The following is a 13,044-nucleotide window of genomic DNA, read 5'->3' as shown; positions in this document are numbered from 1 at the left end:
TCAGGACTCCCGGGCCCGGAACAGCACCCGCTCGGCCGCCTGGCCCTCGTCGTCGGCGACGCGGATGTCGATGCGCAGCAGGCCGGCGTCGACGCCCGAGACCGACCGGGTCCAGCGCCACCGGCGCCCGGCCAGGGGCGTCACGCCCGAGGTCCGGCCCTCGGCGACCTGCGGTGCGATCATCGCCTCGACGGCCAGGTTCTCGGCCACCACCCCGCCCAGCGTCCGCGTCTCGACCCGGGCCGCGGAGCGGGTGTTCTCGCCCGACAGGTTGAGCAGGGCCATGGCGGCGAGGCTGAACACGGCCAGGGCGACCAGCAGTTCGACGAGGGTGAAGCCGGACCGGTCAGCCATCGATGGTGACCTCGCCGGCCCCGTCGACGTCGATGCGGGCGGCCCGGCCGTCACGACTCAGGGTCAGGGTCGCCGGCTCGGCCACGCCGGTCGGATCGAACACCACCCGGACCGGGCCGGCGGGCGACATCGACACGCCCTCGTTCCAGCGGGCGGGGCCGAACGGCCCCTCGTCCAGCGTCGACCACGCGATCCCGTCGAAGGCGGAGAAGCCGTAGCCGGCCGCCGTCGCCTCGACCGCGATCGGCCGGTTGGTCAGCACCGCCTCCTCGCCGGCCCGCGACAGGCGGGCGGCGAAACGCTCGGCGTCCTCGGCGACCGACGGCCGCGGATCGGGCACCGACAGCACCACGGCGCCGGCGGCCAGGCCGATGATGGCCACCGTCATCAGCAGCTCGACCAGGGTGAAGCCGGCGCGGCGGCGGCGATCAGGTCTGCCAGTTGCCGAGGTCGGCGTCATTGCCCTCGCCCCCTTCCCGGCCGTCCGCTCCGAGCGAGAAGACGTCGAACTGGCCGCCGTGCGCGCTGGGACGGCGGTACTGATAGGGATTGCCCCACGGGTCCTCGGGCAGGCGACGGACGTAGCCGCCCTGGCGGTAGCGCTCGGGCCGGGCCAGGCCGGCCGGCGGGGCGACCAGGGCCTGAAGGTCGTCGGGGAAGGTCAGGTTGTCGAGCCGGTAGGTCTCGATGGCCTGCTCCAGCACCGAGATGTCGGCCCGCGCCTTGCCGACCATGGCCCGGTCCTGGCTGGGCAGGACGTTGATGGCGACCACGGTGGCCAGCAGGCCGATGATGACGATGACCACCATCAGCTCGACGAGGGTGAAGCCGGCTCTGTTGGGGGCGCTATCGCGTCGCGCGCGGCGCAACGCTGCTTGAGCGCGAACGCCTGTCAGCGTCCTCAAGAAGCGGGCCGCCGCGCGGCGGGCGTCAGGACCAAAAAGCATGATGCAACTCCGTCACCCCATGGCCAGGGTGTTGATCTGAAGGATGGGCAGCAGGATCGAGAGAACGATCATCGCGACCACGCCGCCCATGACCACGATGATGGCCGGCTCGAGCAGGCTCAGCATCACGGCGGTGAAGGTCGAGAACTCGCGCTCCAGATAGTCGGCGGCGCGCTCCAGCATCGGCTCCAGCCGGCCGCTGCTCTCGCCCGACGCGGTCATATAGACGAGGATCGGCGGGAAGACGTCGGCGCGGCGCATGGCCGCCGACAGGCCGCCGCCCTCGCGCACGGCGTCGGCCATGGTCGCGGTGGCGGCGCGCAGGGCCCGGTTGGAGACGGTGCGGGCGGTGATGGTCAGGCCCTCCAGCACCGGCAGGCCGGCGGCGATCATGGTGGCCAGGGTCCGCGCCATCAGCGCCCCGTGCAGGTCGCGGATCAGCCGGCCGACCAGGGGCAGCCGCAGCAGGGCGGCGTCGGCCCGCAGGCGGATCGCCGGATTGCGCAGGGCGACGACGCCGGCGGCGACCGCCAGGGCGAGGGCGAGGCCGCCCAGCCAGCCCCAGTTCCGCATCAGGTCGGAGACGCCGATGACCAGCCGGGTCAGCAGCGGCAGGGTCTGGTTCATGCTGTCGAACTGGTCGACCACCCGGGGCACGACAAAGGTCATCAGCGCCCCGATGACGCCGAGGGCGACCACGGCCAGCACGGCCGGATAGACCAGGGCGGTGATCACCTTGCCGCGCACCGTCTGGTCCCGTTCCAGCCCATCGGCGAGCCGTTCGAGAATGGGCGCCAGGGCGCCCGAGGTCTCGCCGGCGGAGACCATGGCCCGGTACAGCGGCGGAAAGGCCTCGCCCTGCAACGCCATGGCGTCGGACAGCCGGCGGCCCTCCATGACGCCGGCGTGGACGCCCTCCAGCACCCGCCGCACCGCGGGCCGGTCGGCCTGCAGGGCGATGGTGCGCAGCGCCTCCTCGACCGGGGTGACCGAGACCAGGGTCGACAGCTGGCGGGTGGTCAGGGCCAGGGTCCGGGCGTTGAGCCGGCCGCCGCGGCCCGGGCGGGCGGGTCCGCCCCGGGCGACCGCGCCGCGCCCGGGCGTGACCTCCAGCGGCATCAGCCTGCGGCGCTCGAGCAGGCCCCGCGCCGCGGCCTCGTCGGCGGCGGTCACGGCGCCGCTCACCGTGCGCCCGCCGGCGTCCACCGCGACATAGTCGAAGGCGGCCATCAGGCCGCCGCCTCGGCGGCGGGGTCGTCGCCCGCCAGCGCCCCGGCGTCCTGCCGGGTGACCCGCACCGCCTCCTCGATCGAGGTCAGGCCGGCGAGCACGAAGGCGCGCGCCCGCTGGGCCAGGGTGTCCATACGCTCGAAGGCCGCGGCGTTGACGGCGTCCTCGTCGGCCCCGGCCGCCACCAGGCGCCGGATGCGGTCGTCGACGCGGATGACCTCGTAGAGGCCGACCCGTCCGACATAGCCGGTCTGGCGGCAGCGGTCGCAGCCGTGGGCGCGCCACACCGGCTGGCCGGGCTTGACGCCGATCAGGCGCGCCGTGGCGCGATCGGCCGGCTCCGACTGGCGGCAGGCCGGGCACAGCCGCCGGACCAGCCGCTGGGCCACGATCAGGCGCAGCGTCGAGGCCAGCAGGAAGGGTTCGACGCCCATGTCGCGCAGCCGGGTGATGGCCCCGGCCGCGTCATTGGTGTGCACCGTCGACAGCACCAGATGTCCGGTCAGCGCGGCCTGGACGGCGATGCCGGCCGTCTCGACGTCGCGGATCTCGCCGACCATGACGACGTCCGGATCCTGGCGCAGGATGGCGCGCAGGCCGGCGGCGAAGGTCATGCCGACCTTGGTGTTGACCTGGGTCTGGCCGACGCCGTCGATGGCGTATTCGACCGGGTCCTCGACGGTCAGGATGTTGCGGGTGGCGTCGTTGAGCAGCGACAGGCCGGCGTAGAGGGAGGTGGTCTTGCCCGAACCGGTCGGTCCGGTGACGAGGATGATGCCGTTGGGCTCGCGCAGGGCGGCGCGGAAGGCCTCCAGGGTCTCGCCGGTCATGCCGAGCTGATCCAGCCGCAGCTCGGCCTGGTCCTTGTCGAGGATGCGCAGCACCACCCGCTCCCCGGCCCGCGACGGCAGGGTGGAGACGCGCACGTCGAGGGTCTTGCCGCCCAGGGCCAGCGGAATGCGGCCGTCCTGGGGCACCCGCTTCTCGGCGATGTCGAGGCGGGCCATGACCTTGATGCGCGACACCAGCAGCGGGGTGATCCGCGGATTCAGCGCCAGCGCCTCGCGCAGCACCCCGTCGATGCGCATGCGCACCGTCAGGGCGGTTTCGAACGGCTCCAGATGGATGTCGGAGGCCCCGGCGCGGACGGCCTCGGCGATGATGCCGTTGATCAGGCGGATGACCGGGGCGTCGTCGGCGGTGTCGAGCAGGTCGGCGGCCGCGGGGATGTCGTCGATCAGGCTGTCCAGCCGCGACGGCATGTCGAGATCGCCGTCGGCGGCGCTGAGATGGTCGCCGGCGTAGACCTGGGACAGCCGCCGGTCGAAATCGGCCTGGGCCAGCCGTTCGACCCGCAGCGGCCGGCCAAGGGCGCGGCGGGTCTCGACCAGGGCGGCGGGATCGGCCCCCTCGCGCAGGCCGACCAGGGCGATGTCGCCGGCCTCGAGCAGGATGACGCCGTGCCGCTTGGCGAAGCCGTAGGGCAGGGTCGGGTTGACCAGGGTGATCATGCCGCCCTCATCCGCCCGGGGACGGGTCCGCCGGCGGCAGCGGCGAGACCACCACCTCGCCCGCCGGCGCCGCGACCCCCTGCGAGGGGGCGGCCGGGGCCTGGGTGCGCATATAGTCGCGCAGCATCTCGTCGAGGCTGGGCTCGACGCCCGGCGCATTGTTGATCTGCTGCCGGCGCATATAGCTCCAGCGGTCGGCGCTCAGCGCCTGGGCGTCGGCCGGGGAGCGGATGATGGTCGGGCGGATGAAGACCATCAGATTGGTCCGCCCGCGCTGGCGGCTGGTCGAGCGGAACAGGGCCCCGAGGCCGGGAATGTCGCCGAGGCCGGGCACCTTGTCGACCGACAGCCGGTCGTTCTGGTCCAGCAGGCCGCCGGCCACGGCGATGTCGCCGTCGTCGACCACCAGGGTGGTCTCCAGCTCGCGCTTGTTCAGCACCAGGTCGCTGGCCGAATTGGAGAGCACGCCGTTGATGCTCGACACCTCCTGCCGCAGGAACAGGGTGATCGAGCCGCCGGCGTTGATCTGGGGCCGGACGATCAGCTTGACGCCGATGTCCTGGCGCTGGGTCGTGCGGAACGGATTGGAATTGCCGTCCAGCAGGGCCTCGCCGGTGGTGATCGGCACCTCCTGGCCGACCAGGATGGTCGCCTCCTCATTGTCGAGGGTCATCAGCGACGGGGTCTGCAGCAGGTTGGAGCCGTCGTCGGTCTTGGCGGCGTTGATGATGAAGCCGAACAGGCCGTCGCCGATCCGCCCGCCGCCGCCGCCGACGAAGCCATTGGCCCCGAGCAGGGTGTTCAGGGCCAGGTTCTGCAGCTGCTCGCGCAGCGGATCGTCCGGTTCCAGCCGGCCCGCGGCCGCGCCGCCGGCGATCGGAAGCAGGGGGGCGGCGCGGTCCGAATAGTTGGTCAGGCCGACCGGATCGCCGTCCTCGCCGGCCAGCAGCCATTGCACGCCCAGCTCGCGCACGGCGTTGTCCGACAGCTCGACGACGATGGCCTCGATCAGCACCTGCTGGCGGCGCCGGTCGAGCTGGCCGATGACCTCGGCGAGCATGCGCTGGGTGTCGCCCGAGGCCGAGATGACCAGGGCGTTGGCGCCGGGGAAGCGGGCGATGGTGGCGCGCTGGCCCGGAGCCGCGGCGGCGGCGGCGGGCGCGGACGCGGCCTCGACGACCGGGGCCGGGCCGCCGGTCGCGGCCCCGCGCGGCCCGGCCGCGGCGGCGGCCGCGGTCGTGGGGGCCTGGCCGACGATCTGCTGCAGCACCGGCAGCAGCTGTTCGGCGTTGGCGTGCTCGAGGAAGATGACCTTGACGTCGTCGGCCGACTCGGCGCGGCGGTCGAGGTCCTCGATCAGCGGGCGGACCCGGGCCATCGCCGAGGGATCGCCGCGCAGCACCACCGAGTTCGAACTCTCGACCGGGGTCACCGAGACCATGCCCTGGCCGGGCTGGCCGCCGGGCGGGGCGAGGACGGTCTGCAGCACGCCGGCGATCTCGCGGGCCGAGGAATTCTCGAGCGTGACCACCTCGAAGCCGGTGCGGTCGACGTCGATGCGGCCGATCAGGGCGCGGATGCGCGCCAGGTTGTCGACGAAGTCGGCGACCACGACGCTGTTGGCCCCGGCGTTGGGCAGCACCTGGCCCTGCGGCCCGACCAGGGGCCGGATGGTCTCGGCGGCCGAGGCGGCGTCGATATTGCGCAGCTGGAAGACCTCGGTGGCGAAGCGTTCGGCGCCGACGGTGGCCGGGCCCTGGGCGGCCCCCTGGGCCGGGCTGATGCGGTAGGCGCCCGAGCCGGTCGGGGTGACCACCAGGCCATTGGCGCGCAGGGTCGACAGGAAGACCTCGAACAGCTGGGCGCGCGACAGCGGCCGGTCGCTGGTCACCGTCACCGTGCCGGTCACCGCCGGATCGACGATGAAGGTGCGCCCGGTCGACCGGGCCACGTCCTGGATGAAGGCGCGGATGTCCGCGCCCTGCACGTTCAGGGTCTGGCCGGACTGGGCCAGGACGGGGGCGGCGGCCAGCGGCCCCTGGGCCAGCAGGACGGCGGCGAGGACGCCGGCGAGGGCTCTGTGGCGGGTCGGTTTCAACGGCCTGTCCTTATGGTGGTGGTCTGCGCCGCACCGTCCCGCTCGAAGCGGATTTCGGCGCTGGCCGCGTTGGCGAGCTGGCCGCGCAGGGCGGCGATGCGGGACGGGCTGTCGAGCGGCACGCCGTTGACCGCGAGGATGACGTCGCCGGCCTGCAGTCCGGCCGCGTCCAGGGCGCCGGCGTCGACGCCCTCGGCGATGGTGAAGCCGTTGAGGCGCAGGCCCTGCATGCGCGGACGCAGGGCGGCCGGCGTGATCAGCCGGGCCGGGTCGACGGTCGGGGCGGCGGCGGCGGCCGGGGCGGGGTCGGGGGTGACGGTCTGCGGCCCCGGCGGCGGCGGCGGCGGCGGGGCCGCGCCGACCGGCAGCTCGCCGAAGACCAGCCGGCTCAGCGAGGCCCCGCGGGCCAGCACCACATGGTCGGCGCCGACGGACTGAAGCACGAGGCCCGGCTCGATGGTCTCGCCGACGGCGACGGCGATCTGGCGGCCGTCGGCCAGGCCGATGATGGCCGAACCGCCGCCGGCGCCGTCCGAGCGCACTCCGAACAGCCGCATCTGGCTGGCGCCCGCGGCGGCGTCGCCGGCCAGGCTGCTCTCGCCGCCGGTGCGGAAGAAGGCGTCGAAACGCTGGAACACGGAATAGTCGACGGGCTGGGCCTGGGGCCGCGCCGCCACGGCGGCGGGGAGGTCGACCGGCTCGACCGCGATCCAGGCCAGGCGGCCGAGCTGGACGATCAGGACCGCGGCCAGGGCCGCCTCCACGGCGGCGCGGACCCGGTCGGGCCGGGCGGCGAGGGCCTCGCGGGCTCCCGAGCTCCAGTTGCGAATTGCGCCGATCACGATCGCAGGCCCCGACGGGCCCCGACGGCCCGGAGATTTCCTAGACCAATCGTCCGTGTCCGGGCTTCACGGCCCCGTGACGGTGCGGAGAACTTGCCGTGACTATCAGACCGTATGCGGAGCAAATGCCGCATTTCCGCCTTCACGAGAACGGGGAGGCCGCGACGGCGGCCTCCCCCTGGCGTCAGAACCGGGCGGTCAGGCTGACCGAGGCCGAGGCGCCTAGATCGTAGTTGTTGATCCGGATCTTGTTCCCCAGCTCCTGGTACTCGTCGTAGTCGGTGTTGAGCAGGTTGCGCAGCTCGAGGGCGAAGCCGAGGTCGCGGCCGCCGTACTCGAAATCCTTGCGGTAGACGAAGTCGAGGAAGACGCCGGGGTCCTGGATATAGTCCGGTTCCCGCGAGCCCGCCGCGCCCGCGCCGCGGGCGGTGATCCGCTCGCTGACGTAGTTGACGATGATCGTCGCCTGCGACCGGGCCGTGTCGTCCTCCCAGCCGAGCTGCAGGTTGGCGACATGGTCGGACTGACCCTGCATGCGGCTGCCGTCGGCGATGAAGAAGGTCGCGTCCTCGCCCACGCCGCCGCCGCCCGGGGTGCGGACGGTGTCGCCGGCCTCGACCTGGACCTCGGAGTCCGACCAGGTGTAGTTGGCCTGCACCAGCCAGCGCTTGTTGGCGATGAAGGACGAGCCGGCGTCCGGGAACTCGAAATACTTCTTGGCCTCGACCTCGGCGCCGAAGATCGTCGCCTGCGGCGCGTTCAGGAACGACTGCTGGCGACCGGCGCTGGCGGTCGAGATGACCGACTCCACCGGCTTGTCCAGGTCCTTGTAGAAGACGCCGGCCGTCAGATACTGCTGACGGGCGAAGAACCACTCCCAGCGGGCGTCGAGGTTGAGGATCTCGGTGTCGACCAGGAAGGGGTTGCCGGTGAACTCGCGGTCGGTCTCGGGGTCCGTATAGGACTGCGGGGCCAGTTCGCGGAACTGCGGGCGACCGATGGTCTGGGAGGCGCCGAAGCGCAACTGCTGGTCTTCCGCGAAATTCCACGTCGCCGTGAACGACGGCAGGAAATACTGCTCGTTGATCTCGGTCGGCGGGAACGGCGCCGCGCCGCCGAACAGGTCGCGCGTCGTGACCGACTGCTGTCCATCCTCATAGCGCACGCCAAAGGTGGTGCGGAGCAAGGGGATGAACTCGGCGTCGACCTGGACATAGGCCGCGGCCACCTCCAGCTGGGCCGAATAGGCCGCCGCGCCGCTGCCGGCGCCGCCGGTGGTCTCCTCGAGGACCAGGCCCGTGGGCCGGATATTGTAGTCCGAATAGAGGAAGTCCACGCGGGACTGGCGCTGTTCGTCGGTCAGGGTGCCGGCCGGCACGAACCGGAGGTCGCGGCGCTGGGCGTCGCGATTGTTGTCCGAATAGGCGACCCCGAGGCTGAAGACGGCGTCGCGGTAGTCCGACAGGGGCAGGGTGTAGCTCACGTCCGCCCCGCCCGACACGATGTCGTCGTCCAGTTCGCTGAACGAGATGCGGTTGCCGCCGATCTGGTGGATGAAGTTGCCGTCGCCGTCGACGCCGTATTCGAAGCGGGTCTCATACGGGGCGTTGCGCTCGGTCTTGGCGTAGGCGGCCCGCCAGGCGAAATCCACCCGGTCGGTGACCTCGTGCTCGCCGGCCAGCTGGCTGGAGAACAGCTGGCGTTCGAACCATTCGGTGAAGTCGGTCCGCTGAATCCCGCCGCCGGCGTCGAAGTCGGGACCGGCGGCGGTGCGGGCTTCCTTGGTGACGTTGCGGACGTAGAAATTGGTCCAGCGCAGCACGCTGCTGTCCGTGGTCAGCGACAGGCCGCCGAGGAAGTTCAGCTGGATGTCGTTCTGGTTCGACTCGAACGCCTTGCTGGTGGCCGGCACCAGGACGTCGCCCGAGAACTGGCTCTCCTCCTGGAAACCGCGGCGGGTCGACCAGTCGTTGCTGTAGCCGGCGACGGCGATCAGGCCGAGGGTGCCCAGGCTGCTGTCGCTGGACAGGCCGCCGGCCAGGTCGAAGCCGAAATTGACCGGCGTGTCCGCGCTCTGCAACAGGCGCAGCGGCGCATTGACCAGCGACTGGCCGATGCGCTGCAGTTCCTGCGCCTCGAAATTACCGCTGTTGACCGCGACGCCCTGGCCGAAGGCGAGGGCCAGCGGGCCCGGCACGTCGCGCGTGCCGTCGTCGAAGCCGGTGAAATCGGTGCGCGAGCCGAAATAGACCAGGCTTTCCTTGTTGGTCGTCTCGGAGTTCGCGCCGATCGAGGCCGACATAGAGAAGAACGGCTCGCTCGGCGCGTCGACGGTGCGCAGGTCGATCACGCCGCCGCCGAATTCGCCCGGGAAGTCGACCGAATAGGTCTTCTGGACGGTCACGCTGTCGAGGATGTTCGACGGGAACAGATCCAGCGGCACGACCCGCTGCAGCGGCTCGGGGCTGGGCAGGGGCGACCCGTTCAGCAGGGCCGAGGAATACCGCTCGCCGAGGCCGCGGACATAGACGAACCGCCCCTCGACCACGGTCAGGCCGGTGACGCGGGCGAGCGCGCCGGCGGCGCTGTCGTCGCCCGTCCGCTGCAGGTCCTCGGCGGTCAGGAAGGCGGCGACCTCGGCGCTCTCCTGGTTCGGCTGGGGAATGTAGCGTCCGAGAACCACCACTTCGCCCAGGTCGGACGTCGGCTCCTGGTCGGTCGGAGTCTGCTGCGCGGTCTGGGCCGGCGGAGTTTGAGCGTAGGCCAGACCCGGCGCGACGAGTGCGCTGGTGGCCAGAAGGACCCCGCTCAGGGTCAGGGTGATCGTCTTCATGTTCTGCGCCTTATGGGGTTCAACGGAATACGCGAGACACGGTGGCGACCCGCGAGGGCCGCCACCGCGCATCCGTCATCAGCAGGTCGCGCCGGCCGTGAGGCCGCAGGTCCAGCCCTGCCACCAGGTGTCGGAGGCGTTCTGGACGGCGCCGATATAGGTGGTCGACTGGAAGAAGCTGTGGACCGCCGGGGCGTTGGCCGGAGTCACCGCCGTCTCGTTGGCGCCGTTGATGAAGGTCAGGACCTGGTTGCTCAGGCTGGTGCCCGCCGCAGGCGCCGTCAGGGTCGAGGTCCCGTTGGCGGTGTTGTTGGTCCCGGCCGTGAAGATCGCCTCGGACGCCGCCGCATTCCCGGAGCGGTAGGGAATGGCGCAGGACATGAAGACCGAGTTGAAGGTCGGGGCGCTGGTCACCGTGTCGGCGTCGTTGATGTCGAGACAGGCCGAAGCCGAGCCGGCGACATTGGTGAACACCGAGTTGATGACGGTCGGATCGGTGCCGGTGTCGAAGTGCGCCACGGTGTGGGCGTTGGTCGGCGAGTTGCGGCCGACCAGGGTGAAGTTGGCGATCTTCGGCTGCGACACATAGCGCGAGGCCAGCGGCGTCGACTTCGGAGCCGACGAGAATTCGAAGCCGGCGCTGCGGCTGGTCGAGCCCGGCGGACGCTGGGTGACGATGCCGAACTGGGCGCCGCCCCGCCAGCCCGAGTCGGTGTCCAGACCGTCGTCATCGGCGCCGTTGATGACGATATGGCTCAGGTTGACCATGCCGCCGAAGATTTCGATGCCGTCGTCCGAGCTGTTGTAGATCTGGACGTGGTCGATGGCGGTGCCCGAGCCGACGCCGGCCATGGTCAGGCCCTGGAGCTCGTTGCCGGTCGAGATCTCGAAGCCCGAATATTTGATCTGGACGTAGCGGATGCGGCCCGAGTTGTCGGCCGGGGTGTTGCCGCCGTAGAAGGCGCTGGTGCCTTCGACGGTGCCCGTGCAGGTCACCGGCGCGGTCAGCTGGCAGGTCGAGTGCGGCGCGCGGCCGGCCAGGACGATGCCGCCCCACTGGCCCTGCGAGCTCTCGGTGGTGGCGCCCTCGACGTTCTGGCGGCTGGTGAAGACGATCGGGTTGGTGGCCGTGCCTTCGGCGAAGATCTGCGAGCCGCGGTTGACCAGCAGATAGTCCGAACCGCCCGAGGCGAAGAGGCGGACGCCGGCCTCGATGGTCAGGATGCCCTGCTGGCTGCCGGCGAGCGGGGCCGCCGGATCGACGCCCTGGTCGGTGCCCACCGAGGTGCGGCCGCTGATCGAATAGATGGTGCCGTCACGCAGCGGCACCGTCAGGGCGCCGTTGATCTGCTGCGGCAGCTGGCAGACCCGCAGGGTGTTGTTGGCGATCAGGCCGACGTTGGCGAAGCCGGTCGGGCAGTCGGCCGCCGGGGTGCCGGGGGCCGGCGGGGTCGGGCCGCCGCCGCCGCCGCCGCCGGAGCCACCGTCGCCGAAATCGCCCTCGCCGGGCGAAGCGACTTCGGCCGAGCCGCAGGCGGCGAGGGTCAGGGCGCTGGCGGAGATCGCGAGCAGGGTTGTCAGTCGAAGGCCGGTCATCGTTTCCACCGTGTCTGGTCCAAAGGGATCATTCGGCAGGACGACCGGACTCACTGTCCTGCCGCGGCGATGCTCGCCCCCTGCCCAAGCTCTCGATAGAAGGCGGTTGTGACACCGTGGACGCCGAACTGTGACGGTTGCGGCGCACCTCTGTGAAGATGTTTTTTCGTTTCAGTGAAATACCATCCTGATACGGTGCGATCGTCACAAGTCGGGGGTAGAGCCTGCGGGCCCGGACGTGGCTGAACCGCCCGAAATCATGTGTGAGAGTCCGGGGGAATGACATGAGCTTCGACACCGGCCCGGCGCTTCTGGCGGCCCTGCTGGGCGGCGCGGGCCTGCTGGTCGGCAGCTTCCTCGGCCTGGTCAGCGTGCGCCTGCCGCGCGGCGAGGGCGTCGTGGCCGGCCGGTCGCGCTGCCGCGGCTGCGAGCGGCCGCTGCGGCCGTGGCGGCTGATCCCCCTGCTGAGCTACGCCGCCGCCCGCGGCCGCTGCGCCGCCTGCGGGGTCGCCATACCGATCCGCTATCCGCTGATGGAGCTGGCCGCGGCGGCCGTCGGCCTGTGCGCGGCGGCGACCCAGCCGTCCGCCGCCGCCGCCCTGCTCACCGCCCTGCTCGGCTGGCAGCTGCTGTTGCTGGCGGTGGTCGACGGCGAGCATTTCTGGCTGCCGGACCAGTTGACCCTGCCCCTGCTGGCCACCGGCCTGGTCGCCGCCGTGACGCTGGAGCGGCTCGCCGTCGTCGATTCCCTGACCGGCGCGGCGGCGGGCTTCGCCGGCCTCTGGCTGCTGGCCCGGCTGTACCGCCAGGTGCGCGGGCGCGAGGGGCTGGGCGGCGGCGACCCGTTCCTGCTGGCCGCCGGCGGGGCCTGGACCGGGTGGGTCGGCCTGCCCGGCGTGCTGCTGTGGGCGGCGCTGGCCGGGCTCAGCGTCGTCGCCGCCCGCATCCTGGCCGGTCGCCGGGTGTCGGGCGCCGACCGCATGCCGTTCGGGGTCTTTCTGGCGCTCGGCATCTGGCTGACCTGGCTGCTGGGACCGCCGGGGCTAGGCGGCTGAGTCGGTCCCGGCGCCGGCAAACCTTCGACGAAACGACACAAATATGAGTTGCGGCCGCGCTAGTTCCGTCAGCCAGGGACGCCGCGAAAGATGACGATAAAGCGCAGATCCGACGGGGCGGCGGAGGCCCGGAACAACCGCCTGCTGGGGCAGCGCATCGCCCTCGCCCGCTCGGCCCGCGGCCTGACGCTGGCGGACCTGGCCGCGACCGTCGGCGGCGGCCACCAGCTCATCCAGCGCTATGAGAGCGGCGAGATGGCCGTGCCCTTCGGCCGGCTGGTGCAGATCGCCCATGCGCTCGAGACGCCGCTGAGCGCCCTGATCGGCGACGCCTTCGACGGCGCCACCGCCGAGGATCCCGAGGACCGGGTCGTGCTCCAGATCGCCCGCATCGCCGGCCGGCTGCCGCCCGCCAAGCGGGCCGTGGTGGTCGCCGTGGCGAGGGAGCTGGGCCGGCCGTAGCGGACGGCCGACGGCGGCGACGTGGTGCGGGCGGTCGGGCTCGAACCGACACTCCTTTCGGAACCGGATTTTGAGTCCGGCGCGTCTACCAGTTCCACCACGCCCGCACAGGCCGG

11 protein-coding genes and 1 tRNA gene are annotated in these 13,044 nt (G+C 71.9%); 2 read left to right on the top strand and 10 right to left on the bottom strand.

Annotation, left to right across the window (positions count from 1 at the left end):
* The 9 genes from gspI to Q0588_RS01635 all read right to left on the bottom strand — a co-directional run bounded on the left by gspI (window position 1) and on the right by Q0588_RS01635 (window position 11,411).
* A complete protein-coding gene (gspI, locus tag Q0588_RS01675; RefSeq protein ID WP_298743171.1) occupies window positions 1-354 on the bottom strand; it encodes a type II secretion system minor pseudopilin GspI in 354 nt (117 codons plus the stop codon).
* Complete coding sequence (locus Q0588_RS01670; RefSeq protein ID WP_298743168.1) at window positions 347-814, bottom strand: GspH/FimT family pseudopilin; 468 nt, start codon at window positions 812-814, stop codon at window positions 347-349. Before Q0588_RS01670 ends, gspI begins: the two co-directional genes overlap by 8 nt.
* Window positions 783-1,223 carry a type II secretion system major pseudopilin GspG gene (gene gspG / locus Q0588_RS01665; RefSeq protein ID WP_298743166.1) on the bottom strand — a complete coding sequence of 147 codons (441 nt, stop codon included), beginning with the start codon at window positions 1,221-1,223 and terminating at the stop codon, window positions 783-785. Before gspG ends, Q0588_RS01670 begins: the two co-directional genes overlap by 32 nt.
* 90 nt (window positions 1,224-1,313) lie before the next feature.
* Entirely contained in the window at window positions 1,314-2,531 is a 1,218-nt protein-coding gene (gene gspF, locus Q0588_RS01660; protein WP_298743164.1) for a type II secretion system inner membrane protein GspF, read from the bottom strand.
* Window positions 2,531-4,042, bottom strand: a complete 1,512-nt coding sequence (gspE, locus tag Q0588_RS01655) for a type II secretion system ATPase GspE (RefSeq protein WP_298743162.1) — start codon at window positions 4,040-4,042, stop codon at window positions 2,531-2,533. The genes gspF and gspE overlap by 1 nt, the downstream gene beginning before the upstream one ends.
* Before the next feature lie 7 nt (window positions 4,043-4,049).
* Window positions 4,050-6,140: a type II secretion system secretin GspD gene (gspD, locus tag Q0588_RS01650; RefSeq protein ID WP_298743160.1), complete on the bottom strand. Its 2,091-nt coding sequence runs from the start codon at window positions 6,138-6,140 to the stop codon at window positions 4,050-4,052.
* Window positions 6,137-6,982: a type II secretion system protein N gene (locus Q0588_RS01645; protein ID WP_298743158.1), complete on the bottom strand. Its 846-nt coding sequence runs from the start codon at window positions 6,980-6,982 to the stop codon at window positions 6,137-6,139. Before Q0588_RS01645 ends, gspD begins: the two co-directional genes overlap by 4 nt.
* 184 nt (window positions 6,983-7,166) lie before the next feature.
* On the bottom strand, window positions 7,167-9,815 hold the full coding sequence (locus tag Q0588_RS01640; RefSeq protein WP_298743156.1) for a TonB-dependent receptor: 2,649 nt from the start codon (window positions 9,813-9,815) through the stop codon (window positions 7,167-7,169).
* 78 nt (window positions 9,816-9,893) lie between these two features.
* A complete protein-coding gene (locus Q0588_RS01635) occupies window positions 9,894-11,411 on the bottom strand; it encodes a hypothetical protein (protein ID WP_298743154.1) in 1,518 nt (505 codons plus the stop codon).
* A gap of 284 nt (window positions 11,412-11,695) precedes the next feature.
* Between Q0588_RS01635 and Q0588_RS01630 the strand changes: the two genes are divergently transcribed.
* Together Q0588_RS01630 and Q0588_RS01625 are read left to right on the top strand one after the other, a co-directional pair.
* Window positions 11,696-12,466 carry an A24 family peptidase gene (locus Q0588_RS01630; RefSeq protein WP_298743151.1) on the top strand — a complete coding sequence of 257 codons (771 nt, stop codon included), beginning with the start codon at window positions 11,696-11,698 and terminating at the stop codon, window positions 12,464-12,466.
* A 90-nt stretch (window positions 12,467-12,556) separates the two neighbouring features.
* The gene (locus Q0588_RS01625) at window positions 12,557-12,928 is read left to right on the top strand and encodes a helix-turn-helix transcriptional regulator (protein ID WP_298743149.1); all 372 of its coding nucleotides are present in this window, start codon (window positions 12,557-12,559) and stop codon (window positions 12,926-12,928) included.
* Between the two features lie 22 nt (window positions 12,929-12,950).
* Here Q0588_RS01625 and Q0588_RS01620 read toward each other — a convergent pair.
* Window positions 12,951-13,035: transfer RNA gene (locus Q0588_RS01620), tRNA-Leu, on the bottom strand.
* Between the last annotated feature and the right edge of the window lie 9 nt (window positions 13,036-13,044).

The organism is uncultured Brevundimonas sp. (assembly GCF_937870815.1).
Classification (GTDB): Bacteria; Pseudomonadota; Alphaproteobacteria; order Caulobacterales; family Caulobacteraceae; genus Brevundimonas.
This window is presented reverse-complemented; position numbering and strand designations above follow the sequence as displayed.

Bases quoted from the DNA above. Each gene is read 5' to 3' on its own strand.
- Q0588_RS01640 (WP_298743156.1), bottom strand. From the start codon at position 9,815: ATGAAGACGATCACCCTGACCCTGAGCGGGGTCCTTCTGGCCACCAGC.
- Q0588_RS01630 (WP_298743151.1), top strand. From the start codon at position 11,696: ATGAGCTTCGACACCGGCCCGGCGCTTCTGGCGGCCCTGCTGGGCGGC.
- Q0588_RS01625 (WP_298743149.1), top strand. From the start codon at position 12,557: ATGACGATAAAGCGCAGATCCGACGGGGCGGCGGAGGCCCGGAACAAC.
- gspF (WP_298743164.1), bottom strand. From the start codon at position 2,531: ATGGCCGCCTTCGACTATGTCGCGGTGGACGCCGGCGGGCGCACGGTG.
- Q0588_RS01670 (WP_298743168.1), bottom strand. From the start codon at position 814: ATGACGCCGACCTCGGCAACTGGCAGACCTGATCGCCGCCGCCGCGCC.
- gspI (WP_298743171.1), bottom strand. From the start codon at position 354: ATGGCTGACCGGTCCGGCTTCACCCTCGTCGAACTGCTGGTCGCCCTG.
- gspE (WP_298743162.1), bottom strand. From the start codon at position 4,042: ATGATCACCCTGGTCAACCCGACCCTGCCCTACGGCTTCGCCAAGCGG.
- Q0588_RS01635 (WP_298743154.1), bottom strand. From the start codon at position 11,411: ATGACCGGCCTTCGACTGACAACCCTGCTCGCGATCTCCGCCAGCGCC.